Consider the following 25,395-nt stretch of genomic DNA (forward strand, 5'->3'; position numbering starts at 1 on the left):
CGGCAACTGGGGCTAGTTCCGCCGGAGTGGACAAGGGACGCGTCGAGGTCGGAGGAGTAGGCCATGCTTGAACTCAGCGGGAAGTTGGTGCGAGAGATCTCAGCGCGGGCATCCTGCTGTGCGTCGGATTTCCGGTTTCGGCCAATTTCGGACGTTTGTGTGAGCGTTCGTTGGGACATCCGAACGGTCGGTCCACCTTCGGGAGCGGACATTTTGCCTCGCAGCGATATCGCGTCTCCGGCCGTATCCGAGCGTATCAAAGCCCATGTGCGCCTTGGGTGTTGCCACCGTTCCAACCGGTATCCCCATGGTTGCGATGGCTCGACCACGGTCCCTGCGGAACCCATGGGCCGTTTGATTGAGATAGTGACATCGCAGGTCCGTGGAGTAGGCGACAGTCGGCACTGGGAGGGCGGCTGCGAGCGTCAGGAAATTCGACCGGTTGCTTAAGCACCCGGTCGTCACGGATCACCGTGATCCGGGAGGAGACGCTGACACTGCGCCCCAAGATCGCACCTCGCTACAATAAGGGTACCGATCAAACGTGGCCATGTGACCGCCCCTATAGCCCATGGCCTGAATCTCCCGCAGCAATCGCTCAATACTCATATCGGGGTACTCACGCACACGCTTGGTCACGTAATGGACGAACGGATCAACCACGCGGGCCGCGGCGCGCGTGACCGTAACGCGGCGCCTGCACACCATCCTTGATGTATTTGTGAACGGTCTTGCGGTCCATACCCAGTCGAGCGGCTATGGCCGAAACACTCAGCCCTGAGGCCGCCTGAAAAAAGTGGATGCCAACGTTTCGTAAAGTAGAGGAACGGAGGCATTGACGAATCGGATCCCGAAAGCGGTCTACACGAAGGAATTTCGCGAAGAGGCAGTCAAGCTCGCGCTGACGGGAGGCGTCGGCGTGTCGGAAGCGGCACGCCGATTGTCGATCCCGATGAAGTCGCTGGCTAACTGGGTGCGCGCCGCGAAAGCGGGCAAGCTGAAGACGGTTGGGCAAGGGCAAAAACCACTGACTGACCTGGAGATGGAACTGAACCGCGTCAAACGGGAACTGGCGGAAGTGAAGATGGAGCGCGATCTGTTAAAAAAGTTTGCGGCCTACTTCGCGAAGGAGTCGCGGTGAAGTACGGCGTGATTGAGCAGATGCGACGGGACTACCCGGTGCCGCCGATGTGTCGGCTGCTGGGTGTGTCGACCACCAGCGGCTACTATGCATGGCTCAAACGGCCACCCTCATCCCGTACGCAACGGGAACCCCGTCTGGAAGCAGAAATCCTCGCCGCGCACCAGCGCACGCGCGAGACATTCGGCGCTGAACGACTGCAGAAAGATTTGACAGAACATGGTGTGCAGGTTGGCGTGCATCGCATCAAGCGATTGCGCAAGAAGCTTGGATTGCGTTGCAAGCAGAAGCGCAAGTTCAAAGCGACAACCAATTCGAAGCACGACCTGCCAGTCGCGCCGAACCAACTGAATCAGAATTTCTCGGTGAGCGCGCCGAACCAGGCGTGGTGTGGGGACATTACGTACATCGCAACCGACGAGGGGTGGCTGTACCTGGCTGGGCTCAAGGACCTGTTCAGCGGAGAGCTGGTCGGCTATGCGATGAGCGAGCGTATGACCAAGCATTTGGTGATGCAGGCGCTGTTTCGGGCGGTCGCGTCGCACCGACCATCGCCTGGCCTGATTCACCACACCGACCGCCCAATATTGTACGCACGCGTACCAGAATCTTGTCAGCCAGTTCGGCATGCAAGCATCGATGAGCAGACGAGGAAACTGTTTTGATAATGCACCGATCGAATCATTTTGGGGTACGCTGAAGAGCGAGCTGGTCTATCATCGACGCTTCGCCACTCGGCAGCAGGCGCAGCAAGAGATCACAGAATACATCGAGATCTTTTATAACCGGCAGCGGACACAAGCGCGGCTTGACTATCTGTCTCCCGCCGCGTTCACGCAGCGTTTCTACTTGAACAAGATCGCTGATTAACCCGTTGGCGTCCACGAGTTCCGACCGACCTCAGCCCTTGCCGGTGCAATTCCAGAAGCGTCATAACCTCTCCCAGCCTGACCACCGCCCCCCCCAGGACAGATCTGAAGAGGCATATGGTCGTTGATCGACGGGGCGGCACCGCTTGCGCGGCGCCGCCAGATGAAAACCTGGTGGAAATTACTTCGACGTAATGGGGGGTGGACAAAGTCTTGGACTACCTGGAAGTAGTTCATGTTCTCATACAAAGATCGCATTCGAGCGGTTCTTCTTTACCTGACGCTAGGCAAGCGCATCGGAGCTACCATTCGGCAGTTGGGCTACCCGACCAAGAACTCTCTCTTAAAGCCTGGCATCGCGAACACTAGCAGTGTCACGACCTACGGGCGCGCTATGTCCGTTCGATAGCGGATCGCCTTATTGCAACGGAAACTTGTCGTGTCCTTCGTATGTTCTCGTATTCTTATATCCCTACAAAAAAAGAAGCAAATCCCTACTGGAAATTCAGTATTTTCGCTGTAAATAAACGACGCGTATTTCCGTTCACCAATGCAGGGCCTGGCGCTGCTGGCCCTTGCCTATCGGTTTCGCAGTGTCAAACCGGGCACCAACTCCTCGGCGGACAAGCATGGCCTACTTCGTAGAAACGATCAGATTCAAAATCATTCTCGCGTTTGGTGTGTGTGTGATAATCATGGCTGCGATCGGATTCTTTGGGGCATACGGACTGTCCAGGCTCAGTTCGAAAGTGGTCGGCGGGCATTCTGGTAATACCGTTCCGATAACCAAACTGTCGGAAGTTCGTGCAGCCCAGCTGAACGTGCGCCTTTTGCTAAGGCGTATTCAGGTAACTCACGATCCGGCTAAAACGACGGAATTCAGTGCGGCCACGCTCCGACAGTTTGAGCGGCTGAACAAGTCGTGGAATCACTCCTATTCCGATAGTGTATCCGGCGACAAGGAACGTGAGATCGCCGTGGGAATCACGAGCAGCCCACCCCAGGTGGCAGTGCTAGCGCGCGATGTCATATTTGTCAACGATAGCGAAAGACGTTCAGGATAACTACGTTGTGGAGTGAAATCGCGCTTCCTGGTGTTGGTATTGCTGTTGCCGTTTGCATGTCAACTTACCTGCTTCGTGCGGTCTCGAGGCTGCTCAATGGTTCCATCGACATAGCGAACCATATCGCAAGCGACAGTCTGGAAAATCAGATCGTAGTCGACTCACGCGACGAATTTGGTCAACTTCCCACGGGCAGGCGAAGCGCAAGTTTCCTTGCAGTCGCACGAAACTCGGCAACGCGAACTGACCGATGGGTACCGCCGGTGCGATCGTCTGTAGGCGCGGCATGCCTGCCCGACTCCAAAGCTGTCCATGTGCATAGCGAAACAACGTAACAAGCCCATACCGTATGGTTTCCAGACAGGTGCCGAAGATCAACACCCAACCGATCGAGATTACGCGATCCGTGTCGACGGATGCTGCCACGCTGCAATTTTCCGCTTACAGATTTGGTTGGGATACCGGTCGTTTTCGTTTTTGCGCGAACGGTCCGGCGCGTCTGGTTGCTCGGGAAACGAGCAAACAGCAGATCCGGCTTTCGTTTTGATGAACATCATGCAACAAACTTCTAACTCTCTTAATGTGGCCGATGCAATGTTTGTAGGGGCGTTGATTAACAGCTCTTCGCCTCGCCAGGAACGATGCGCGTCCGCGAATCCTTCGCCTTCATACTCCCCGTGATCTATCGAACTGCGAACGAAAGAGGGCACGTCAGACTCGTCCCGACTTCGGATGACCTGGTTGCGCCATACGAGGGCTACGACACGCCGCTCTGGATGTGGGGGCGTACCGTCGTCGCATGCGTTTGCGACAACCCGTGCCGCCATACCGACCTCGATCTCCGGACCATCCTGCCGTTAACCCGAATTTGGCCTGCGCCGCGGCACTTGCGGCCGGCTCGCACATGAGCGTGAGAATGCCCGCACACACTTCGATCGAGAAAGTCGCAGACTGGGCTGGACGCAACCATGTGCTGGTTGGCGCGATCGGTACGCTGATGTCGCTAGCTGCCCTCGGCATCAGCGCAGCGACGCTGTGGGCGGCACACGACGAAGCAGTGGAACATGCGCGTGAAACTTCGCGAAACGTCGTAGCTGTACTCGCGACCCAAATCGGGCGCACGGTCGAAACGTCTAACAACGCATTGATCGCGCTCTCATCCAATCTAAGCAAACCTGCAGTGAGACGGATGGATCCGAAATTGCGGCACGAGTTACTGTTCGGGCGCCCCGCGGCGCAATTCTTGACAGGCATGGGCGCAACCGATGAGCATGGCCAACTGATCGACGGATGTTGCGGGCCAACACACCATTGGAACTTCAGCGATCGAGCCTATTTCCGGGTCCATCGCGACTCGGAGGACGTCGGGCTCTACGTCTCCGAAGTGTATCGCGCGCGCTCGCGAGACGGCCGGCAATCCATCGCGCTTTCGCGGCGTATTGAGCGCCCCGATCATGCGTTCAATGGCATTGCCGTGGTAGCCATCGATCTCCGCTATTTTGAGCAGCTTTTGTCCCGCCTCGACATCGGCCCGAGTGGGATCAGCGCGATCGTGCGCGTGGACGGCACGATCCTCGCGAGAAACCCGCCGCTGAACGACAATCAGGCGACCCAGTTGCATCGTTCGAAAGCCCTCGAGCGGATGGTGAACAGCGAATCGGGCTTCTATCGCGCACCTTCGAGCATCGACGGCGTCGTGCGGCTGTACACATACCAGCGGGTACCGGGCACGCCGCTGATCGCTGTCGTCGCGCCCGCCGAGCGCGATGTTCTGGCTGGCGTTACTTACCTATCCTGGACGGTCGGTGTTTCGGCAACCGCCATCGGCACAATGTTCTGTGCAGCAGTATGGCTGCTCGCGTTCGCGTTGCGGAACAACCTGCGTAAGCAGGAACTGCTCACCGACCTCACTCGCACCGATCCGCTGACCGGACTGCACAATCGCCGCGCGCTAGATACCGCGCTGGCCGACGAATGGGAGCGGCTGCAGCGTGGCAGTGGCGGCAGCCTTTCAGTACTATTCATCGACGCCGATCACTTCAAGCGGTACAACGATCAGCACGGGCACGCGCTGGGCGACACGGCGCTGCGCTTTCTCGCCGATTGCATCCGCGCACATACACAGCGGCGCGGCGACATCGCCGCACGCTATGGCGGTGAAGAATTTGTCGCGGTGTTGCCCGATACGGACGAACACGGTGCCGCGCGACTCGCCGAGGCGATTCGCCGCGAGGTGGAGCGCAACGGGCTCGCCGGATGCGTGGAGACGGTACCGGCCCTCACCGTCAGCATCGGATGTGCGACAAGTCGACGCGGACGACACGCTTCCGTGGATGCGCTGTCCCATCAGGCGGACATGGAACTCTACCGCGCCAAGCGCAACGGCAGGAATCGTGTGTGTTTTGCGCAAGCGGAGCCGTCGTAGGCTCAGCATGACCGGTTCCAGTCGAATCTTCATTAATTTAGGTATCAAGTTGTGCTTGCGTATCTGGATGCCGTTCCTTTGCTCAAACTGATCTTGCCGATTCACTCGGCGCCGCTACGCAAGTCCCGGCCGACGTTTGGCGAATCGCAGTCCAATATCACGACGCAGCGCCTGGAACAGCACTCTTCAATGTCGCGCAACGAACGCTTAGCTGAAACAGAAAGTACTAACGAACGGCACTGAGCGCTACCGAGAGGAAGCGATGACCGTAGGAACGATCGAGGATTACTAATCATAGGATTACGCGACTACCTTAGGAATGTGAAAAGCTTCTGCGCTGCCTTGGTGTCGCTGGCCAATCTGTGCGAGGTTGCGGTTCCGCTGGCAAGCGTGCTGGCACGCCGACGGATCGCTGCGCATTTGCTCGGGTCCATACCGAGTCCGAGCAGTAGTGTCTCGGGCCCTACCAAGGCGTGTTGCATCGGTATAAAAATTCCATCTCGCGCAAAGCTTTGCAAAAAGCGAACTAAGGTTGCTCCCTCTTCAGTCGGGTTATTTTGAGCCGTTATGCATTACGCACGATACAACATCTTCGAAGTCGTCGTGGATGTCTCAAGACCGCGAGGATGCGGAGTGTCGTTTCATCACGCGAATAGTCGCAAGAGGAGTGCACATGAAATTGATAAATTTGCCTGTGAAAGTGAAGCTGACCGTTTCATTCGGCTTGCTTGTGCTAGTTGTCCTGACCAGTTCCCTGCTAGCGCTGAAAGCACTGAACGATTCCAACGAACGGTTCTCCGGTTACGTTAGCGGCATCAACGCTCGCGCTGAAATGGCCGCCTCACTTCGTGCCTCGGTTGACGATCGCGCAATGGCAGTTCGCAATCTGGTTCTCGTCGCCACGCCTGCCGACGTCGATGCAGAAAAAAAGGCTGTCGCCGATGCGGAACAGGCCGTCGAAAGCCGACTGGCGAAATTCAACTCGATGGTTGCTGTCGCTCAGGATATGAGCGAGAAGACGCGCGCTCTCGCGGAAGAGATTTCAAGAATCGAGGCGCTTTATAAGCCGGTGGCACTGGACATTGACCGGTTGGCGCTAACCGGTCAGAAGGAAGCAGCGATCGTCGAAATCGATACCAAATGCCGACCGCTGCTTGCTTCCCTGATCAAGGCATCCAACGAGTATGCCGACGCTACCCGCGAACGTGCCGCGGAAATGATTCGCGAGGCGCAAGATCAGTTCAGGAGTCACCGCAATCTGCTGGTCGCCATCTGTCTGGGTTCTCTTGCGATAGCGGTGCTCGCCGGCGTCCTGATTACGCGGGATCTGTTGCGCGCGCTGGGCGCTGAGCCCGCGGCCCTGGCTCAAGCGACCCAACGGGTCGCTGCCGGTGATCTTGGCCCCGTCGCCCGTACGAAGAATGCCCCGTCGGGTAGCGTGCTCGCGTCCATGGGCGAGATGCGGGCCAGTCTCGTCGATCTGATCGGAACGGTCAGGTCGTCCGCTAACAATATTGCCACCGGATCGAGCCAGATTGCCGCCGGCAATCAGGATCTTTCGTCCCGCACAGAGCAGCAGGCGTCGTCCCTGCAGGAAACCGCGTCCAGCATGGAGGAACTGACATCGACTGTGAAACAGAACGCGGAGAACGCACAGCAGGCGAGTACGCTAGCCACCAACGCGTCTGAAGTTGCGCAGAAAGGCAGTAGGGTGGTCGGGCGCGTCGTCGCGACGATGACCGAAATCAGTGAGAGCTCGACGAAGGTCGCGGATATTACCGGGATAATCGAAGGCATTGCGTTTCAGACAAACATCCTGGCACTGAATGCCGCCGTAGAGGCTGCACGCGCCGGTGAGGAGGGGCGTGGATTTGCTGTAGTGGCCAGCGAAGTCAGAAGTCTTGCGCAGCGCTCGTCGAGCGCGGCAAAGGAAATCAAGGATCTGATCAACTCGTCGGTGCAGAAGATCCACGACGGCTCGACGCTCGCGGGTGAAGCAGGCAGAACGATGGCGGAAGTGACGCAGGCCGTCGCCCGCGTGACGGATATTATGGGCGAGATTGCGGCGGCATCGGGCGAACAGAGCCGGGGCATCGAGCAAATCAACCAGGCGATCACGCAGATGGATGAGGTGACGCAGCAGAATGCGGCGCTTGTTGAGGAGGCAGCGGCCGCCTCAGCCTCACTCGAAGAGCAGGGGCGGCAGTTGACGCAAGCTGTCGCGCTCTTCCGCATCAGTGACGCAGGTGCGGGCCAATCGATGCTGAAGGCCGTCGGCTGATCGCGGAAAACCGGCTTCGCCACGTCCGAGGCTTCCTGGTACACAGCCTGGTCGGGCTGACGCCAGAGGGCTTGCCACTTGGCGTAATAGGGCATGAAAAGCTGGATACGTCGACCCGAAGAGCTTGGCCAGAAACATCTTCAGGAGTATGGACCGGTCCGCGAGAATGAACGTGCGAAATGGCTTGAGGGAGGCGAGCAACTGAATGCACTCAAGCCGCACTGCCCAGGCACGCACATCGTCGGCGTGAGTGATCATGAAGGTGACGTCTACGATGTGATCCTCGCACAGCGACCTTTCGGTGTCGACTCGTTGGTGCGAGCATCGTGGAACCGACGTGTTGCTCATCCTGACAGACGTCTGTGAGAGACCGTGTTGGCCGCGCCGGCGCTTCGCGTAGAACAAATACGTTTGGCGGCGCGTGAAAACCGGTCGGCGCGGACCGCACGACCGGTCGGGCGGTGCATGCCCATACGCCTGTGTTCACCGTATGGCCGTCGTCGCGAGAAGCTCGCGAGATTGAGGTGTTTCAATTCACGCGCTGGAAACGATCGTGCGCGAAGGAATCCAGCCATTGGAGTGGCTCTTGCAAACTTCGGTGACCACGCACACGCGCACGCGGGCGCAAGCCCTTGAACGTCTGGCGCGGCATGCGCACCGATGGACCATTGAATCGTGGCACCCGCGTGCTCGAAGGTGGCTGTCGCGTTGAAGCCTGTCAGTCTGGCAGTCTCGACCGGTTCGTGCGCGCCACCGCCTTGTTCGCCGTGATAAGTTAGAAAGTCCTGTATGCCCTGTTGCTTGCACGCCTCGATGGCGACCTTCCGTGCGAAGTACTGCTGTAAGCGATCGAGTGGCAAGCCCTATATTGCGGGATGAGAATGGCACCGTAAAAACGCCTTCTGAGCCACCGTCACTTTGTCGGATAAGAACGGAGGCGAAAAACTAGCAGCGCTTCCAAAAGTAACAGTATGCGTGGCAGCAGCGCCGTATTGACTGGTCGTGAGCGGAGCGTATTAGCCCCCTTCTTTCGAAGGTGTCTGCAAAAGCGGAGCGCCGGTGCCCGAAGTCGGGTGCCCGGGTGCTCGCCAACCCCGAAAGGGCCGCCTGACGGTCTATTAATTGTTCATACGAATTTGCCGGCGACCCGTGGAACGGCTTGCAGCAGCTCAGGATTGCAAGCGTCGACGATCGGATTGCTCAAGGCTCGTAAAGCAAACAGAACCGGCCCGAGTTAAGGAGTTCCCTTTTCGAGAAAAAGCCTTTATAAAGGTTTTCTGCTGAAGCTTACCCGGTGAGGTCCAGGCCCCTGACCAATGAACATTCTATGCATAGACTTCTGAGATTGCTGACGCTTCTTCTGTCGTTTGGTTGGATCGTGCCAACCGTGCATGCCACCACAGTCGGTGTCGTCTTACCGGGTTCATCGCTTGCTTTTTATCGGGCAATGCTGAAGGGAATACAACAATCGGCCCATGATCTCCATGTCGATTTGCTCTTCCGAAGTCCGTCCGATGGGGGTGGGCTCAATACACCGAATATCCAGTTGCACATTATCGATTACCTGGTCGCGCAGGGAGTCTCGGGCGTATTGCTGGCACCGGAACCCCTGGAAGGGCGCCCGCGGGTTTCAATTCCTGTGCCTGTGATCCTTGTTGATCGGGACAGTACTGACTACGATGGCATCTCGACCGTATACACGGACAATTTTGACGCTGGCAGAAAGGCCGCACTCAGTCTGCTACCGGTTCTGAAAAGAGGCGCCAAAGTGGCGTTGCTGCGGCTTGCGGCCAACGTGAGTTCGACCACCGCGCGAGAAAACGGGTTCTTGAGCGTCGCCCGAAGAGAGGGGTGGAATGTGGTGGTCGATGCCTACGTGGGGTATCGGCCCCGCGACGCAGAGGCGCTGATCGCCGAGGCGATAAACGGCTACCCGGACCAACTAGACGCGGTTTTCGCGCCGGCTGAACCAATTGCCTACGGCGCTTTGCGGGTAATTGAAACCGCCGCAATCGGCCGGCGCCCACGCCTTGTTCTATTCGACTGGCGTCCGGAATTTCTGGACGGCCTCAAGCGAGGAACTGTACACGCCGTCATATTGCAAGACCCTTACCGCATGGGGTATCTCGCGTTGGCGGCCTTGGTCGGCACACTGCGAGGCCATCCGCCGCCCCCCCACATATTCGTCGACGTCGTCACCGTAACGCCGAAGAACATGGACGATCCGGCGATTCGATCACGGTTGGCGAACTATGCCAAATAAGCGGAGATCACCACCCTGACTTGTGCAGCGCATGCATCTGGGATTGCGTTCGGGAAAGCGCGACAGCCACGGCGCGATGTGCAAAACACACGCCACGTGGCCTCATATGAAAGGCATCATGTAAGAGCCTTTCCAAAGATCATTGGCTTACTATTCGACGATCAATCCGTGGCGGACCGCGTAACGGATCACTTCGGCATTGTTCGCGAGGCCGAGTTTCTGCATCAGCCGCATCTTGTGTGTACTGATTGTTTTCGCGCTGAGCGCACAGGTGTCGGCAATGTCGTTGATGCTCTTGCCCGTCGCCAGCATCTGCAGCACTTGAAATTCGCGGTCGGACAGCACCTCATGCGGCGTCATGTCACCGCGATGCGCCTCGAAGACCATCGCATCGACGAGCCTCGGATCGATGCAGCGTCCGCCATCCGCCAGCTTGCGGATTGCCGCCAGCAGCACATCGGGATCGCTGTCCTTGGTCAGATAGCCGGTCGCGCCGGCACGCAGCGCGCGCGACGCGACCTGGGCCTCGTCATGGATGCTCAGCACCAGCACGGGCAACGCAGGCTGCTCGGCCCGCACGCGGCGGATCAGATCGACGCCGCTGATGCCCGGCATCGTCATGTCGAGCAGCAGCAGGTCGACCGCGCAACTGCGCAGTTTGTCGACAACTTCCGAGCCTTGCGCCGCTTCCGCCGCGACGACCATGTCGGCCGTCGTTGCGATGATCTGCCTGAGTCCGCCGCGAACGATCGCGTGATCGTCTGCAATGAGTATCCTGATCATGATTTGAGTCCGCTATCGAGCGGAATGTGAATTGAAACCGTCGTGCCGGCGCCCTGCGCGCTGTCGATCGACAGCGTTGCGCCGATCAGCCGCGCGCGCTCGTTCATGCCGAGCAGGCCATACGAATACTTCCGGTGTGCCGCGTGCAGCTCGAAGCCGCAGCCGTTGTCGCGCACATGCAATTCGATTTTGTCCTCCGTCGAACTCAGCGACACGTCGACAAGCGTCGCATTCGCATGACGCGCTACGTTGGTCAGCGATGCCTGCACGATGCGGAACACCGCCGTTGCATGCGCGTCCGACAGCGCGGGCTCGCCGCCCTCGATCCGCAGCTTGCAGGGAACGGCGTTGCGCCGGTTGAACTCGTCGACGAGCCATTCGAGCGCCGACACGATCCCGAAATTGAGCGCGGCGGGCCGCAGGTGACTCGCGACATTGCGGACCATCCAGATCGTGCCTTCGACCAGCTCGCGCATATCGTCGGCCTTTTTCAACGCTTCCGGGTCGTGCGCGAGCCGCATCTTCAGTAGTGAGACGTCCATCTTCAGCGCGGTCAGCAACTGGCCAAGTTCGTCGTGAATCTCCATCGCGATGCGCTTTCTCTCCTCTTCCCGGATCGCTTCCATGTACGCGGAAAGCTCGCGTTGCTGCTCGCGTGACTCGACCAGTTCCTGCTCCATCTGCTTGCGCCCTGTGATGTCATTCAGGCCGACGTAGATGGCGGGCGAGTCGTCGTAGGTCGCGACGCGCGCGGTCGCCATCGCCCAGAATTGCGTGCCGTCGGGACGACGGAACCGGACCTCGGTATCGCGCACACTGCCCTTCTTGCGCAGGTGCCCGATCAGCCGCTCGCGTTCGTTGGGGTCCGCGTAGAAGTCCGCAACGTTGGCGATGTTCAATGTCATGCCCTCGCCCATGCCGAACAGCGCGCGCAGCGGCGCGTTCGTGTACAGGATGCGTCCGTCCGGCATCGACGTGATGCACAATGGCACGGGGCTCGTTTCAACGATTGCGCGAAAGCGCGCCTCGCTCGCCTGCAAACGGGCGTCCGCGCGGCGGCGTTCGTCGATCTGCGCCTGCAGGTTCGCGTTCGCGCGCGCCAGTTGTTCGGTGCGCAACGCGACGCGCCGTTCGAGATCGTCGCGCACCTGTTCGAGCGCCGCTTCCGTTTCCTTGCGCACTGCCACTTCGGCCAGCAGTTGCCGGTTCTGCGCAACGAGTTGCTTGTGCATCGCGCGCAGTTCGAGATGCACGCCGACGCGCGCGAGCATCTCGTCGACGCGCAGCGGCTTGGTCACGTAATCGACACCGCCCGACGAAAACCCTTCGACGCGGTCCTCGTTGCCCGTCAGGGATGTCATGAAGATCACGGCGATATCGCGCGTGCGCTCGTCGCGCTTGAGCCGTCGACAGGTTTCGAAGCCGTCGATGCCCGGCATCTTCACGTCAAGCAGAATCAGATCGGGCTGCGCGAACGCCGCGCGTTCGAGCGCCTCGATGCCGTCGAGCGCAACCAGCACACGGATGCCGCGCGCCTCGAGACTGTCGACGACCACGCCGACATTGGCGGGCGTATCGTCGACGATCAGAATCGTCCCCGACGGCGCGGCGGACGCAGCGAGGTGGCTCATGATGCCGTGTTCCCTTCGAGATACCGCTCAACCAGTTGCAGGATCGCCTTCGACTGCCAGGCGCGCGCCAGTTGATGCAGCCTTGCCGCAAACGCCGCGTGCGACGGGTCGCTCGCCGCCATCCGCTCCGCCCATTGCACGATGCCGCTCATGTTGCCGTCGCGCGCGAGCTGATGCAGCTCGCTCATCGCGGCGGCGGGAATGTTGGCTGGCGGGGTCGCCGGCATCGATGGTCCGGCTTGCGGCTGGACCGCTTCGCGAATCCAGTCGATGCCGAGCAGTGCCGCGATCCGGGCGAGCAGCACGTCGAAATCGACCGGCTTGTTGACGAACGCGTTCGCGCCCGCTTCGAGGCTCCTTGCGCCGTCGACGCCGAACGGCGACGCCGAGATCGCGATGATCGGCGTGTGCGCGAAGGCTGGCATTGCGCGTAATCGCCGCGTCACAGTCAGACCGTCGATGCCGGGCATGACGATATCCGTGAGGATCAGATCGGGGTATTCCGTTTGCGCGAGCGCGATGCCGTCGGCGCCGCTGGCGGACTCGACGGTGTCGAAGCCGATCCGCGTCAGCAACTCGTCGATGACCGCGCGGTTGATCTGCACGTCGTCGATCACGAGCACTTTGCGGCGCGGACCTTCGTAGCCCGTGATGAACGTAGCGGCTCCCACGACACCGCCAATACGCGCGGCGCCCGGCTCGACAAGCGCGGCCGGCAACTCGAACCAGAAGACACTGCCGCGTTCCGGCGTGCTTTCGACCTTCACTTCGCCGCCCATTGCGCGCACGAATTGACGGCTGATCGCGAGGCCGAGCCCCGTGCCGCCCGCGCGGCGTTCCGCGCCGCCTGCCTGTTCGAACGGCAGGAAGATTGTCTCGTGATACTCGGCAGCAATCCCGATGCCCGTGTCGTGGACCTCGAAGCGGACCGCGCCGTTTTGCGCGCGCCCAATGAACAGCCGCACGCAGCCCGCATCGGTGAACTTCACGGCGTTCGACAACAGGTTGAGCAGCACCTGGCGCAGGCGGTGTTCGTCGGCGCGCACGCCGCCCGGTGCGTCGTCGGCGACCGTGCATTCGAACGCGAGCTTGCGCTGCCCGGCCTTCACGCCGATGATCTCGCGGATCGAATCGACCAGGCCCGCCAGCGGCACGTCGCAAATCTCGATGCGCAGCTTGCCCGCTTCGACCTTCGCGAAATCGAGCGTCTCGTCGATCAGCGCCAGCAGATGCTCGCCGCTCTGCTGGATCACAGCGACGCCGTCGCGCTGACGCAGGCTGAGCGTACTGTCGCGCCGGAGAATCTGCGCATAGCCGAGAATGCCGTTGAGCGGCGTGCGCAATTCGTGGCTCAGGTTCGCGAGGAACTCGCCTTTCGCGCGATTGGCCGCTTCCGCCATGTGCCGCGCTTCGCGCTCGACGGCCGCTTCGCGTTCGTCGAGATACGCGCGATGCAGCCGCATCCCCATTGCGTTGAACGCCGACACCACGCGGTCGAGTTCGTCGGGCTCGCGCGGCGGCTTGCGTTGCAACACGAACGGGTGCTGCGGCTCGTGGAAATCGTAGTCGTTGACGCGGCGCGCAATCGCCGCGAGATGCCGCGTGAGGAGTCGCCACAGAATGTAAAACGTGAAAAGCGCGACGAGAAACGTGTTCGCGCCTTCGGTCACGAGTATCAGGAGCGCCGTACGCGTCAGGTCGTGATAGAGATTGGCGAGCGTCGCCTCCACGTATAACGTGCCGATCTGCTCGACCTTGTCCTGGACGCAGTACATGATCGGAAACTCGCGTGCTATCTTCATGCCCCGCATGCGCTGGCCTACGCTCACGGTCATCGCTGCGCCGGCGGAAGGGAACTCGCGCACTTCCGCCGCGCGGATATCGCCGAGCCGCAGCACGCCTTGTAGCTCGAGCTGGAGTTGCGGCTGGTCCACACGCCAGAGCGCTTCGCCAAGACTGTCGCGATAACTGCGGTCGATATCGACAAGGCGGTTCTGGATCTGCTCGACGCCGTGCCGATAGTCGCGATACAACTGCACGGCCGTCAGGATCAGCGTGATCGCGCAACTGAACGCAAGCACCGTCCCGAGCAGCCGCAGCACGACGCTGCGCCGCATATAACGGAGCCCGCTCCACCCTGCGTCGAACCTGTCGAGAGCCATATTCCCCCGGGAGTGCCGCCGTTCTGGTTGTCATATTCTGCACTCGGTGCCGAAGCTCGGTCCATCGGCTTGGCGCTTAAAACGACTGTCCTTTTACCTCGCCGCCTCCGGCAGTTCACCCAATGCCTTCAACCTGACCATACGCGCCGGCCGTCCACCGAGTTCGTCGATCAGATCGGCCGTTTCACACAGCGTCGCCTGAAGAACGTGCGTGTCGAGCGGGTTCGCGTGATAGTGACGCAAATCGCACATCATTTCGCCGAGGCGTCTCAGTGCAGCGGGCGGGCTTTCGATCAACGACCAGCTGTGCATCAGATATGCGAGCGTCACGCTACCCGATTCGCACCATGCGTCGGACAGCTGGAGACAGAGCGAGTTGAACCTGCTCCAACGACATTCTCACGGTCGGACAGATGGGCAATCATGACACTTCAGCTTGATGCTGAATTTCGATGACTTATGATCCGCGAACACTGTTTGCGTCGCAGTCAGCACGCGCTGGAAAAGCCGCGTGCGACATCCTGATTCGCGTGTCAGGGAATCCTTAACGCCGCGCGTCAGAAAGCCGCCGCCGGTACGTCAAAACTCTTGTATGCCACCGGCTCGCGTGGCGCTCACCAAGGAACTCCTGACGCTTCAAATCAGTACTTCCTGAATACAAAACCCGCCGCTGCCGATTGGCCGTGCATCGGATTGGTCCTAGCATTGGGTCGTCGGGAACGGGGGAGACGCACATGTATGACGACGCTTCGAACGCATTGCCGCTGTATGTGATCGAATTGCGCGCGTGGATCAGCGAGTGGTACGACCATGCGTTCAAGGTGGGACTCGTTTACCCGCCCTTTACCCTCGATGAATCGACAGCCGACCGACTCGAAGGGTATTTCAAGGCAGGACTGACGCCGGCCGAGGGCGCGATTGCATTCTTCGGTGTCGTGCATTGAGGGCCGCTCATGAGGTTCGACGAATTCGATGCGGACCTGACGCGGCTGTTACGGTCGCCGCCCGACGGGGGGCCATCGCGGAGCTAACGGACGGCCTGACCGCGCAGTGAGGTCGAAAGGGCATGAGAGTCTCTCGACAGCGTCGCGGCTGAGGGATCAGAGGGAGGAAGCGCTGTCGAGCCTTAGCTTCATCCTGTTTCCTAGAACTTCATTGGGGATTTTGGGGTTCATGGCTTCTCCGGTTTTTATGGTCGGCCGTTTTGTGCGCGCTGTTCATGTTCGGTGCTGCAGCGACAGATGGCGCTATCTTGTTTGCCCGTTGCAACAAGAGGTTTGGTTCGTGCCGATGACGTCGCAGTGCGGCGCATCACTCCGTCAGCGGAAAAAGCTTCAATATGATGTATGGATGGGGCCGTCAGGTTGTCCCTCATAGGGTCGATTGCATAGATCTGCAACGGCTAGGTTTTTAATTCTCGTTTAAGTTTTTCGTCGGTGAAAGTGGAAGGGCTGGGCTCGGCGCTAATGTCGGGACGGACAGCGCACATAGGACCGCTAGTCCGGTGGGTCAGTCATGACAAGAAAAACCGCCAGGTAGTTCAACTGTGCTTGCAGAACAGCTGAATGTCATTTGAGCGACCGATACGGCCTTTGCTTCCGACCGCAAGTGGAATAAACCGAGGTAATGTTTTATGCGGTACACGACCGCCGTGGAGCGGCCCCCTGAATCGCCAGGCACTGGCAAAAGAACGATATGATCTACCGGGAAGTCGAATGAACTTAGCCGCCGGAACGGAATGTGGGAAAAGCCGGGAGAACTACTCATTCGTTGCGCGACAGCCAATTGTGGACATCGATCTTCGAGTCGTTGGTTATGAGCTGCTATTTCGAAAACGGGGAGAAAGCAATGCGTGCATAGAGGACGATCTAACGAGCACTCTTTCCGTGCTTTCGACCACTTTCGACTTTGGGCTCGATGAGCTGACGGAAGGCAGTCTTTGCTTTATTAATTGCTCGGAAGATTTTCTGAAATCACCGGCATTGTTACTAATGCCGCCCGAGCGTTTTGTTTTAGAGATTCTTGAAACCTGTGTCATCACGCCTGCGCTAATTGAGACGTGCCGAAATCTCAGAGAGCGGGGGTTTAAAATTGCTTTGGACGATGTCTGCGCTTACACACCTGAGATGGATCGGTTGCTTTCTGATATTGATATCGTCAAGGTCGATTGGCTGATGATCCATCCGGACGAGCGTGTCGAAATTTGCCGCCGTTTATCGTACGCCGGTAAAAAGATTCTCGCCGAGAAAATCGAAGAGTGGACCGCATTTCATCAGGCGCGTGAAGCTGGGGCGACCCTCTTTCAAGGGTATTTTTTTAGTCGGCCTGAAATACACAGTAGGCAAAAAATTTTACCTCCCGCGGAAGCGGTGATACTGGTTATGCAGTTGATTGTGGACGATGCATCGCGTCACCGCCTGGTAAGAGCGGTCGAGCGATCGCCGCTGCTACTTGCCAAATTGCTCAAGTTGGCCTCTAGCGTTGCCATGGCGTCTGGTCCGTATTATGAGGGACTGTGCTCGACCGATTCCGCATTGCAAGTGGTCGGAAACGAGCGACTTTTTCAGTGGTGTGCGCTAATTTTGTATGTCGATGACCTGTCGTTGGAGGATGAGGTCCTTTCTTTTCTTGCCCTGCAAAGGTCTTGCCTGATGGTCTCATACGTCATGCACCATTATCCGGAGGAAAAGTCGCTACTGCCCAGCGCCCGTCTGACCGGTGCAATATCGGTGCTCGACATTAAATACGGCCGTCAACCTGCCTGCTTCTGGTATGAACTGCCTCTCGCGGAGAATATTTGTGCGGCTCTAATAGAAGGTAGCGGCCTTTTGGGAGAAGCCCTAATATTCGCGCGGTCAATGGAGGTAGGTATCTGATGTACGTGAGCCCGACTTAATAGAGCCCTAGAGGCGGAGTTGCTCGACCGCAGGCTTTTCTTGCATAACAGAGCGGCCCCGCTGACCCGGGCGGTTGTAGAGGCCGCACAGAATCTTAGGCGCCAGGCACCCCGGGGCACGCGTTGTTATGCGACCAGTCATGGTTAACGTTCGATGCGAGACGGGATTTATATGCATAACCGATGAATGTCTCGTTGACGGCTTCGCTGCGGAATGTGTCAATCTTTCCTGCGAGGCGCTAAAAAATGATGCTTCACCTTGCCTATCGTTTGCGCGAAGAGACAGTTCCACAAAAAAATCACTCTGAGCGGTTTTTTCTCGAAACACAATGCTCGTCTGGGTTACGGAGGAGACGCATTATGCGTATAGGTTCAGGAAACTTCACTCCTGCCGACATACGTTATATCCACACACGTAACGGAAAGAAACGCATGAAATCGATGACGGTCAGCAGGAAACTAAGCCTGGCGTTTGGCCTTGTAGTGTTCATATCGTTGGTTGGTAGCGCAATATCGCTGGTTAACTTTTTGAAGCTCAATCAGGCAAATGGCTGGAACGTTCACAGCTATCAGGTGCTTCGCGCCAACGATGACATGTTGACGAACATGGTGAACATGGAGACCGGCGTCCGTGGCTTCGTTGCATCAGGGGAGGAACGGTTCCTCGATCCCTACAATGCGGGACGCAAGCAGTTCGCGAATTCTTTCGACGTCGTCCGGAACCTGACGGCAGACAACGCTGCGCAGCAGGGTCGCCTCGAAACCCTTCGCGAAATGCACCAAAGGGTTACGGACGTCGATGAGAAGCTGATCGCCATGCGGCGCGATGTCAATGCTGGCAAGCAGCCTGTCGATAGCCTGGTCAACTACTTCAAGCAAGGCAACGACAAGCAGTTCATGGACCGCTATCGCGCCGTGTCGGCGGAACTCAACAGCGCCGAGCAGTCGCTGCTGGAGCAGCGTTCTGGCGAAGTGGCCAGCATGACAGCCTGGACCAAGCTGACGCTTGCGTTCTCCGGCACCATGACGGTGCTCGTTTCTATCGTGCTCGGGGTCCTCATCACGCGGGGTATCATGCGGGCATTAGGCGGCGAGCCGGCCGAGGCTGCGAAGGCAGCGCAGCGCGTTGCGGAAGGTGATCTTGATGCGTCCATTACGCTTGCGCCGAACGACCAGACGAGCCTGATGGCGTCGCTCGAATTAATGCGGCAGCAATTGCGCGCTATCGTTTCGGATATCCATTCCACGGCTGAAGCTATTGTGACTTCCGCAGGTGAAATCGCACAAGGTAATCTGGACTTGTCGCAGCGCACCGAAGAACAGGCGGCGTCGTTGCAGGAGACTGCAGCTAGCATGGAGGAGTTGACGGCCACGGTGCGTCAGAACACCGAAAATGCGAAGCAAGCGAACGGGCTTGCCGGCAATGCGTGCGAGGTGGCCATTCGGGGCGGTGAAGTCGTGAATCAGGTGGTGGACTCCATGCGCGCCATATCGAGCAGCTCAGGCAAGGTGGCCGACATCATCACCGTGATCGAAGGCATTGCTTTCCAGACCAACATTCTTGCACTGAATGCCGCTGTCGAGGCTGCCCGTGCGGGTGAACAGGGTCGCGGCTTTGCGGTCGTGGCTGGTGAGGTTCGGACGCTGGCGCAGCGAAGCGCGAGTGCGGCGAAAGAGGTCAAGGAACTCATTACAAGTTCGGTGGAAAGCGTGGCCAAGGGTTCAGAGCAGGTCGAAAGAGCGGGCATGACCATGTCCGACATCGTTCAGTCGGTGAGGCGGATGACTGACATCATGGGAGAAATCGCGTCGGCGTCTGACGAACAGGGAACGGGAATCGAACAGGTGAACGTGGCTGTGGGACAAATGGACTCAGTCACGCAGCAGAACGCGGCGCTTGTTGAACAAGCCTCGGCTGCTGCACAGGCGATGGCGCACCAGGCGACATCGCTTCGGCAGGCGGTGAGCGTCTTCAGGCTGGGGCACGCGCCTGTATGAGCCCGCGACTATTCGTGTTCGCTGACAGGGCGATCGGGCGGGCGGCGATAGAAATGATTTCTATAGGTCTTGCGACGCTGCCCGTGTGGAATCTGCCGCTCCTGTGACACGCTGCCGCCATCCTTGTGATGCACGATCACTCGTGCACCGGGTTGCCGGCTTGGGCCGCGCATGCGGCTTTCAATCGCTGGATCAACAGTCGCGCGCACGCTGTGCATGAGCGCGTGCATCGCAGGTGAAGTCATGGTTCGTCAGCGTACTGTAGCGGCCCTCGCGCAACGCGCAGAACAACAGCCGCAAGTGTGTAGGGCAAACTGAACTGCGCGTCGTTGGGATTGGCGGGGGCTGTATCCGTCAGATCTTCGACGGCTCGCGAGAAGGTCTGCACCTCGATCTCGCCGACCTCATCGGCGCGCCAGCCCGTTTCTTCCACGATCGTTTCTGTGCATTCGAGCGCACAGGCAAGCCAGCTGCAGGCAGGATATCGCTTGATGCTGCCGAAGCGGACGTACCAGTCGTCACCCAACGCATCAGTGAGCAGGTCCGACCCAAACCGGTCCGAGCCGGCCATGCGCCAGTATCCATGCGTGCCAACCCTTGGGTCTGGTCATGCTAATCGTTCTATGTCTCGTCGACCTGCAGCTCAGTCACCGTCCCGGGAAGCGTTACATCACAGCACTATCCGCGATGACGACGATCGTAGCGACTGCAATCGTGTTTGGAACCGTCCATATTATGCGTGCATAAACCGGGCTCCTCATTGCAGACGTCGCGCGAACCCGCTTCGCACAGGACTTTTTCCACGACTTCGTCGCTCTTGTTCACCAAATATGAAGCTCTCGCACGAGGTGAGTTCCGGCTCGGCTGGCCCCCTCCGGGGTTAGCGCTGGGTGTGCCGCTGACGGCCGCCGGCGTCGCGCTGTGGTGTGACGCGAAGCTAACAGCTTATGGCAGCATGCTGGATGAGTCGATGGTGGTAGGACCGCTTCTCGTCGGCATCTTCGCGACTATCTATGTAGCGCACGAACTGCGGCGACGGTAACCAATCTCTTACCGGTACCCATTGCGGATATCTTCGGGTCCCGTCTACCGTGTAACTCGCCGAGCGGCAGGCCATCGAGCAGGCCTTACTGCGTCACGGGAGGCGCTACGCCGACGCAGCACGGGAACTCGGCGCGTCGCGAGTGACCCTTTTTCGTTTGCTTGGCATATACAGCCCGCGCGAACAGCCTGACGTGACCAAGCCGACGTCCGAGTAACACAGTGTCAGAAATTTGATCATGCGGTGATCGAAAAGGCCGACAAGCGGCGCGGGATTTCGCAGGTGCCGATGGCCGTTGAACCCCGGCAACGGTCGTCGCCGTCACGGCGCCCCGAATGACGGCAACGGGTCGATCTGGGGCATTCGGGAATTTTAGCCATGCGTTGCGTAGTCCGTAAAGAAACATCGCTGTGGCCTTTAGAGGTTGCAGCGACTCGTTCTTAGACTGTCAGCTCCTCGTTTGGCCTCGAGCTATCGAACTGTGTGAGAAAGGCCTATGATCTGCGAGGGTGATCTCCACGTTAGACCTAGTCATGGTAACCGTTCCCTTTATTCCCTCTCACGGAAGCGATTCACGCCGGCCGCTATTCACGTCTCTCGAACAACTTCTGGCAATTCCGGTTCGCAACGACGCAGACCTAGCTGATCTGGCACGGGACGGGTTGCGAGTTGATGTAATAGATCGTCTTGAGGCGAAAGGTCTCAAACCGGACGAACTAGCGTTTATCATTTCTCGACGAACGCTGATTCATCGTCGTCGGAAGGATGCACGTCTCTCGATAGAAGAGTCTGACCGTGCGATTCGGTTGGCTAGAATCGTGGCTCATGCATGTGCTGTTTTTGGAAACGTAGAGAAGGCCATGGGATGGCTGCGCAATGCACAGATGCGATTTGCGAGTCGAACTGCCCTCGAGATGACAACTACTGAGCACGGGGCGCGATTAGTTGAAGAGGCGCTTGTACAGATTGACGAGGGACACTTCGCGTAGTGACTCAGCGAAGGGTCAAGGGTCTTCGCCGACCGTTGCTTGCGACGGTCGCTCGAAGGTCGTGGCTTTGCCGATTTGTGCCGGTTACCCCGACATCGACCGATTACTGTTGCCGCGATAACCAGGCAGTTATCGCGGCGTGAAGGCTTCACTACGTACCGGTGATGGTGGGGATGTGTGACCGCAGCTTTGGTCTACTGGTCTCGAACAGTCGATGACGGACGAGCGCTCGTAAAACGAGGCCGTTAATAGAAGAAAACTTATCCTAACAGCGCGGTTTCCGTTCACATTTTTTCGGAAATCTGAAACCCGCGAGTCGCGTTGCGGGGCCCGCGACCCGATAAAGAGGCTGTTCGCCAGGTATGACTCATGAAGCCACACGCTTGGCTCGTTCGGTGCCGGCGAGAGGCAGGGATCGGCCATGAGCGGTCGGTCGACACGGTGGTGTAGATCGCCGACAATTGGGCGTCAATAGCGGATTGAAACGGCATTGACACCGTTAATGATCGATTCTATCCGGCGTCAAAGTGGTTTTGTCCAACGGTACAGACGAAATCAAAATAAGGAGAAACTATATGCTGTGTCCGGTTTGCAATTCTCAAAACCTCGCTACGAGCGTAAAGTGCTTTCAATGCGGAGCGACACTTATCCACGAAGCTACAGGCCACTCCACCGCGTACATAAAAGGGGCTAGGAGGGTTGATTCATATATTTATGGGATCGCGGGCGCCATTTCCACCTTGGTACTCGCAGTGGTCTTTTTAAAGACGCTATTTTCCGACTGGAATCTAAACGCACCTCTCATTTGTTTCATTGCCTTTTTTTTCGGTGGATTGGCCGGCCGATTCATTGCATGGCTGAAATGGCGTGATCTTTTGCGACTGTCAAAATAGATCGGGAAGCGATGAACAAAACCACCCGCAGAAGAGGTAAGCAGACATTCCAGGCCATTGATCGATTTTGCACGTTGACCGAGCGACAGGATGGAATGTTCGCTTCAGTTCCAACGTCCGTTATCGGACCGATCACTGTCTCTAGTGGGTCGTTCAGGGTCAACCGCCCAAGGCAAGAGTCGGCTACGAAGTGAGGGTCGTGGTGTCACCACGAACGGCCGGAATCGGGCGAACTGGAGACGATCGATACCGCGGCGTGAGAGTGGGTCGCCTGTCATATTGACTGCCCACGCGAGCTAGACAATTGCGTGGAAAGTCGGATCCAGGTCAAGGCGGGCGCGCTGGAGACGGCCTATTCTGGCCGCTCTGAGACGAGCGCCGCAGCGCCGCGCTCATCAGCAGTCTTCAAGAGATCAAGCAGTTGCTCACAGTCGCTCGGAAACAGGCAGGCAAGCGCGAATTCGCTGATAGATACGTCCTGACCTCGCGGCAGCAAATCCAGAATGCCTGGGAATTTCTCGCGAATGATAAATCCAAGGCAGGACAACGCGGACAACACGACGGCAGAAAACGCCACCTTTTCGAGAACTCGAAAATTCAATTCCATGACCGCACCCCTCGTATCAGTTGCATCAAACCCGCGAAGACACGTTTGGTCGGCCTTTCCACATGAAATGGGGTACCCAAATTTTGCCCGATCTGCCACGCCGTATGTCCGGCAGTATGGATGAGGCATTTAATCCAAAAGCGTAACAGTCACGCTGAGGATAGCCGATAACATTACAATATACTTTCGATGAATCCCTGAACGCAAATGGTCCTATATCACCGCGGTGCCGAGATCTGGGCATCAAGCACCAGACGCGGCAATACTTTCGTCGCGCACGCGTGCATTCTGAAGGATGACGGCGAACCCGTCTCGCTGGCTGACTTGGGGCAGTTCGCGAGCCGAAGCTGTGCCTTCGCATTTGCCGTGCGTTGCGCGACTGCCTTCGTGGACGGCAAACCGCTACCTCGTCGGCCATTCCATGTCAGCTCCGGAAAGCACGAGGAACGTGAGCTAGTGGCCCTGTCTTTGCGTGAAAGCGACGGTCAAATCAACGCAGGTCATTTGTGAACCGGTCAATGGAGGAACGTTGATGCGTGCGCCTGAGATAAGCCGTTTCCAGCACACCCGCGCATATGGTGAGCATCGCACGTACGACGTAACGCTTAACGTGATGCGCAAGGACTGTGGTATCTATGCATACGCAGCCTGGGTGCAATTCCGCGCGGAATATAAGGGTTCGGGGCTTATGCTGCCGCTGGTTGCCAATACCCATGAGAGCGCGATAAATGAGGCGCGAACCAGAATAGAGAACGATATTGATAATCTTATTGGCGTGGTCGAATAATGCGCCGCGTTTTCGACGATGCGCGTGCGCGCCGTCGGTAGCGAGCGTCAGAAACGTTCGGGTCTCGTCGTGTCGCAACGGTGACAAAATTGATACGGTCTTCTATGGGGCGTTGAAAGTCAAGCCTCGTCGAACTTAAAATTTCGGTAGTGCGAATAAGATTCTCCTCAAGCCGGTTACTCACGGCCGGCCCTGCGGGGTCGCCTGCTACGACCAGACGCAGGGCCGGCCGTGAGTAACCGGCAAAGCGCAAAGCCGAACATGAAGTGATAAGTGCGGCTCACGGGGTCAGCAGTATGCGGTCGAATGGCGTCATCCTTCGCCTCCACGAGGTACGGCTGTCCACCTGTCCATCGCGCTCAAGTAAAAAGCGGGACGGCCTCGATGACAGCGACACCGAGCAGGGCGCCGAGCACCGCGCCTATCAGTTTGGGATGACACCGTTCCAGATGCACGGCGCTCAGAAGCCCCCCAATCAGAATTACACCTAGCAGTGCAAAAACTACAACGAGATATCCGACCTCGAAGTCACTGTCAATAACCATGATGTCCTCCCTCGGCGCAAACGCTTGACGAGCGATCATTGGACTTCTACAGCAACAATATATATCGCACCGTGATATATATACACGCGATAGCTATCCGGAAATTTTCACCCGATTGCCGTGCAGCTTGTTCCCGACGCAATGGCTGGCGGCGAACGGGAACGGCACGACGCCACCGAACAGATCGCACACCGAGCGCACTCCAAGCTTGCGTGCTTGCGCAAGCGTCAGTGTGTCGTCGGGGACCAGGTAGCGATGCGCGGGATATGCAACCCTCGCATTGAACTCGCCCGCAAGCCACGTCCCCTTGAGTTCGGCGATCTGCCTGGCGAGCTCCCGGAGCGTGTCGACCTCGTGACCGGTTTGAGCCGCCTTGCGTCCTCTAGGATATACGAGCGTCAACGCGCCGATGGAAGGCTTCAGGGCTCGCTCAAGAACGACGTCGTGCATCACGAGCGTTTCGCCACGCGTCAGCAAGCCCGCGACGCGATCACCGAATATATTTAGATCTTTCACTACCGGCAGCGCAAACAGGCTCGCCTCGACTACCTGTCTCCTGCCGCCTTCACGCAGAAGTTCTTCAAAAATCGGCTCGCTGCATAACCCGTTGGCTTCCACTATTGACGACCGACCTCGCTCGCCCCCTCTTGCATACGATGTCCACGAGCGACGGTGAGCAGAAGAAGGATCCTGGCTTCAGATGAACCACGCATTACCCACCATCTCACCGGACAGTGGATGAGCCGGCCGGTAAGGTATGAAGCGAGGTCGCTACGACCCAGGACTGGGTGTTTAGCCGCCAAGCTACTTCGCGCAGATCGGAAGTTGAAACAGCCTCAAACATCAGCGTCATTTCGTCGACGTTGTGCTTCCTGCTGCAGTGAATCCTGGTCCGTCTGGCCTTCGCGGCATGGGGCCCCAGCGCCTGCCAGACAGGCAGAATTCTCAACTGGCCGGCGGCAGCTCGCACGGTCAGGCTCGCGGTGACGCCTGCTCGTTCATGTTGAGAGGTCATCGGT

Annotated in this window: 20 protein-coding genes and 4 pseudogenes; 14 read left to right on the top strand and 10 right to left on the bottom strand. The window is 58.4% G+C overall.

Features of this window, described 5'->3' with window-relative positions; all coding sequences use genetic code 11:
* Nucleotides 1-537: 537 nt before the first annotated feature.
* Nucleotides 538-802: pseudogene (locus tag SB822_RS23795) on the bottom strand (IS21 family transposase); the annotation flags it as partial.
* Between the two features lie 33 nt (nt 803-835).
* Between SB822_RS23795 and SB822_RS23800 the strand changes: the two are divergent.
* The 6 genes and pseudogenes from SB822_RS23800 (at nt 836) to SB822_RS23825 (ending at nt 10,043) form a co-directional block, all read left to right on the top strand.
* Nucleotides 836-2,011 (top strand): annotated as a pseudogene (locus tag SB822_RS23800) (IS3 family transposase).
* Between the two features lie 628 nt (nt 2,012-2,639).
* Entirely contained in the window at nt 2,640-3,074 is a 435-nt protein-coding gene (locus tag SB822_RS23805; RefSeq protein WP_410855742.1) for an MCP four helix bundle domain-containing protein, read from the top strand.
* A gap of 916 nt (nt 3,075-3,990) precedes the next feature.
* Nucleotides 3,991-5,499 carry a diguanylate cyclase gene (locus tag SB822_RS23810; protein ID WP_410855743.1) on the top strand — a complete coding sequence of 503 codons (1,509 nt, stop codon included), beginning with the start codon at nt 3,991-3,993 and terminating at the stop codon, nt 5,497-5,499.
* Nucleotides 5,500-6,172: 673 nt separating this feature from the next.
* The gene (locus SB822_RS23815; RefSeq protein WP_410855819.1) at nt 6,173-7,780 is read left to right on the top strand and encodes a methyl-accepting chemotaxis protein; all 1,608 of its coding nucleotides are present in this window, start codon (nt 6,173-6,175) and stop codon (nt 7,778-7,780) included.
* A 93-nt stretch (nt 7,781-7,873) separates the two neighbouring features.
* Entirely contained in the window at nt 7,874-8,146 is a 273-nt protein-coding gene (locus SB822_RS23820) for a hypothetical protein (protein WP_410855744.1), read from the top strand.
* Nucleotides 8,147-9,107: 961 nt separating this feature from the next.
* Nucleotides 9,108-10,043, top strand: a complete 936-nt coding sequence (locus SB822_RS23825) for a substrate-binding domain-containing protein (protein WP_410855745.1) — start codon at nt 9,108-9,110, stop codon at nt 10,041-10,043.
* A gap of 150 nt (nt 10,044-10,193) precedes the next feature.
* Here SB822_RS23825 and SB822_RS23830 read toward each other — a convergent pair whose 3' ends face one another.
* The 4 genes from SB822_RS23830 to SB822_RS23845 form a co-directional block, all read right to left on the bottom strand.
* The gene (locus SB822_RS23830) at nt 10,194-10,826 is read right to left on the bottom strand and encodes a response regulator (RefSeq protein ID WP_410855746.1); all 633 of its coding nucleotides are present in this window, start codon (nt 10,824-10,826) and stop codon (nt 10,194-10,196) included.
* Entirely contained in the window at nt 10,823-12,457 is a 1,635-nt protein-coding gene (locus SB822_RS23835; protein ID WP_410855747.1) for a response regulator, read from the bottom strand. The genes SB822_RS23830 and SB822_RS23835 overlap by 4 nt, the downstream gene beginning before the upstream one ends.
* A complete protein-coding gene (locus SB822_RS23840; protein WP_410855748.1) occupies nt 12,454-14,619 on the bottom strand; it encodes an ATP-binding protein in 2,166 nt (721 codons plus the stop codon). The genes SB822_RS23835 and SB822_RS23840 overlap by 4 nt, the downstream gene beginning before the upstream one ends.
* Before the next feature lie 93 nt (nt 14,620-14,712).
* Entirely contained in the window at nt 14,713-14,949 is a 237-nt protein-coding gene (locus SB822_RS23845; RefSeq protein WP_410855749.1) for a hypothetical protein, read from the bottom strand.
* A gap of 404 nt (nt 14,950-15,353) precedes the next feature.
* Here SB822_RS23845 and SB822_RS23850 point away from each other — a divergent pair, with 404 nt between their 5' ends.
* From SB822_RS23850 to SB822_RS23860, 3 genes are all read left to right on the top strand, one after another.
* The gene (locus SB822_RS23850) at nt 15,354-15,563 is read left to right on the top strand and encodes a hypothetical protein (RefSeq protein WP_410855750.1); all 210 of its coding nucleotides are present in this window, start codon (nt 15,354-15,356) and stop codon (nt 15,561-15,563) included.
* Between the two features lie 771 nt (nt 15,564-16,334).
* Complete coding sequence (locus tag SB822_RS23855) at nt 16,335-17,495, top strand: EAL and HDOD domain-containing protein (protein ID WP_410855751.1); 1,161 nt, start codon at nt 16,335-16,337, stop codon at nt 17,493-17,495.
* Nucleotides 17,496-17,947: 452 nt separating this feature from the next.
* Nucleotides 17,948-19,513 carry a methyl-accepting chemotaxis protein gene (locus SB822_RS23860; RefSeq protein WP_410855752.1) on the top strand — a complete coding sequence of 522 codons (1,566 nt, stop codon included), beginning with the start codon at nt 17,948-17,950 and terminating at the stop codon, nt 19,511-19,513.
* Between the two features lie 241 nt (nt 19,514-19,754).
* Here the strand turns inward: SB822_RS23860 and SB822_RS23865 are convergent, their stop codons facing one another.
* Nucleotides 19,755-20,084 carry a hypothetical protein gene (locus SB822_RS23865; RefSeq protein ID WP_410855753.1) on the bottom strand — a complete coding sequence of 110 codons (330 nt, stop codon included), beginning with the start codon at nt 20,082-20,084 and terminating at the stop codon, nt 19,755-19,757.
* A 246-nt stretch (nt 20,085-20,330) separates the two neighbouring features.
* On the opposite strand from SB822_RS23865, the gene SB822_RS23870 reads away from it, so the two are divergent.
* From SB822_RS23870 to SB822_RS23880, 3 genes and pseudogenes are all read left to right on the top strand, one after another.
* Nucleotides 20,331-20,555 (top strand): hypothetical protein, encoded by a 225-nt coding sequence (locus tag SB822_RS23870; RefSeq protein ID WP_410855754.1) that lies wholly within the window; start codon nt 20,331-20,333, stop codon nt 20,553-20,555.
* A gap of 58 nt (nt 20,556-20,613) precedes the next feature.
* Nucleotides 20,614-20,772 (top strand): annotated as a pseudogene (locus SB822_RS23875) (helix-turn-helix domain-containing protein); the annotation flags it as partial.
* 316 nt (nt 20,773-21,088) lie between these two features.
* Complete coding sequence (locus tag SB822_RS23880; protein WP_410855755.1) at nt 21,089-21,544, top strand: antitoxin Xre/MbcA/ParS toxin-binding domain-containing protein; 456 nt, start codon at nt 21,089-21,091, stop codon at nt 21,542-21,544.
* 1,245 nt (nt 21,545-22,789) lie between these two features.
* Here the strand turns inward: SB822_RS23880 and SB822_RS23885 are convergent.
* A complete protein-coding gene (locus SB822_RS23885) occupies nt 22,790-23,044 on the bottom strand; it encodes a hypothetical protein (protein ID WP_353558298.1) in 255 nt (84 codons plus the stop codon).
* A gap of 472 nt (nt 23,045-23,516) precedes the next feature.
* On the opposite strand from SB822_RS23885, the gene SB822_RS23890 reads away from it, so the two are divergent.
* Nucleotides 23,517-23,831: a hypothetical protein gene (locus tag SB822_RS23890; RefSeq protein WP_353558297.1), complete on the top strand. Its 315-nt coding sequence runs from the start codon at nt 23,517-23,519 to the stop codon at nt 23,829-23,831.
* A gap of 359 nt (nt 23,832-24,190) precedes the next feature.
* Here SB822_RS23890 and SB822_RS23895 read toward each other — a convergent pair whose 3' ends face one another.
* Together SB822_RS23895 and SB822_RS23900 are read right to left on the bottom strand one after the other, a co-directional pair.
* Nucleotides 24,191-24,376: a hypothetical protein gene (locus SB822_RS23895; RefSeq protein WP_114224409.1), complete on the bottom strand. Its 186-nt coding sequence runs from the start codon at nt 24,374-24,376 to the stop codon at nt 24,191-24,193.
* Between the two features lie 93 nt (nt 24,377-24,469).
* Nucleotides 24,470-24,778 carry a DUF3182 family protein gene (locus tag SB822_RS23900; protein WP_410855756.1) on the bottom strand — a complete coding sequence of 103 codons (309 nt, stop codon included), beginning with the start codon at nt 24,776-24,778 and terminating at the stop codon, nt 24,470-24,472.
* Here SB822_RS23900 and SB822_RS23905 point away from each other — a divergent pair.
* Nucleotides 24,777-24,979 (top strand): annotated as a pseudogene (locus SB822_RS23905) (IS3 family transposase); the annotation flags it as partial. The gene SB822_RS23900 and the pseudogene SB822_RS23905 sit on opposite strands and share 2 nt — an antisense overlap.
* A 121-nt stretch (nt 24,980-25,100) precedes the next feature.
* On the opposite strand, the gene SB822_RS23910 reads toward SB822_RS23905, so the two are convergent.
* Nucleotides 25,101-25,391, bottom strand: a complete 291-nt coding sequence (locus SB822_RS23910; protein ID WP_353558296.1) for a hypothetical protein — start codon at nt 25,389-25,391, stop codon at nt 25,101-25,103.
* Nucleotides 25,392-25,395 lie beyond the last annotated feature (4 nt).

Origin of the sequence: Paraburkholderia sp. SIMBA_054 (assembly GCF_046534875.1) — a bacterium.
In the GTDB taxonomy this organism is placed as follows: Bacteria; Pseudomonadota; Gammaproteobacteria; order Burkholderiales; family Burkholderiaceae; genus Paraburkholderia; species Paraburkholderia hospita.

What these genes read in the sequence shown, in the direction of transcription:
- SB822_RS23840 (WP_410855748.1), bottom strand. Translation starts at nt 14,619, where the DNA reads ATGGCTCTCGACAGGTTCGACGCAGGGTGGAGCGGGCTCCGTTATATG.
- SB822_RS23830 (WP_410855746.1), bottom strand. Translation starts at nt 10,826, where the DNA reads ATGATCAGGATACTCATTGCAGACGATCACGCGATCGTTCGCGGCGGA.
- SB822_RS23855 (WP_410855751.1), top strand. Translation starts at nt 16,335, where the DNA reads ATGAACTTAGCCGCCGGAACGGAATGTGGGAAAAGCCGGGAGAACTAC.
- SB822_RS23910 (WP_353558296.1), bottom strand. Translation starts at nt 25,391, where the DNA reads ATGACCTCTCAACATGAACGAGCAGGCGTCACCGCGAGCCTGACCGTG.
- SB822_RS23880 (WP_410855755.1), top strand. Translation starts at nt 21,089, where the DNA reads ATGGTAACCGTTCCCTTTATTCCCTCTCACGGAAGCGATTCACGCCGG.
- SB822_RS23815 (WP_410855819.1), top strand. Translation starts at nt 6,173, where the DNA reads ATGAAATTGATAAATTTGCCTGTGAAAGTGAAGCTGACCGTTTCATTC.
- SB822_RS23810 (WP_410855743.1), top strand. Translation starts at nt 3,991, where the DNA reads ATGCCCGCACACACTTCGATCGAGAAAGTCGCAGACTGGGCTGGACGC.
- SB822_RS23820 (WP_410855744.1), top strand. Translation starts at nt 7,874, where the DNA reads ATGAAAAGCTGGATACGTCGACCCGAAGAGCTTGGCCAGAAACATCTT.
- SB822_RS23850 (WP_410855750.1), top strand. Translation starts at nt 15,354, where the DNA reads ATGTATGACGACGCTTCGAACGCATTGCCGCTGTATGTGATCGAATTG.
- SB822_RS23860 (WP_410855752.1), top strand. Translation starts at nt 17,948, where the DNA reads ATGAAATCGATGACGGTCAGCAGGAAACTAAGCCTGGCGTTTGGCCTT.
- SB822_RS23885 (WP_353558298.1), bottom strand. Translation starts at nt 23,044, where the DNA reads ATGGAATTGAATTTTCGAGTTCTCGAAAAGGTGGCGTTTTCTGCCGTC.
- SB822_RS23825 (WP_410855745.1), top strand. Translation starts at nt 9,108, where the DNA reads ATGCATAGACTTCTGAGATTGCTGACGCTTCTTCTGTCGTTTGGTTGG.
- SB822_RS23805 (WP_410855742.1), top strand. Translation starts at nt 2,640, where the DNA reads ATGGCCTACTTCGTAGAAACGATCAGATTCAAAATCATTCTCGCGTTT.
- SB822_RS23835 (WP_410855747.1), bottom strand. Translation starts at nt 12,457, where the DNA reads ATGAGCCACCTCGCTGCGTCCGCCGCGCCGTCGGGGACGATTCTGATC.
- SB822_RS23865 (WP_410855753.1), bottom strand. Translation starts at nt 20,084, where the DNA reads ATGGCCGGCTCGGACCGGTTTGGGTCGGACCTGCTCACTGATGCGTTG.
- SB822_RS23895 (WP_114224409.1), bottom strand. Translation starts at nt 24,376, where the DNA reads ATGGTTATTGACAGTGACTTCGAGGTCGGATATCTCGTTGTAGTTTTT.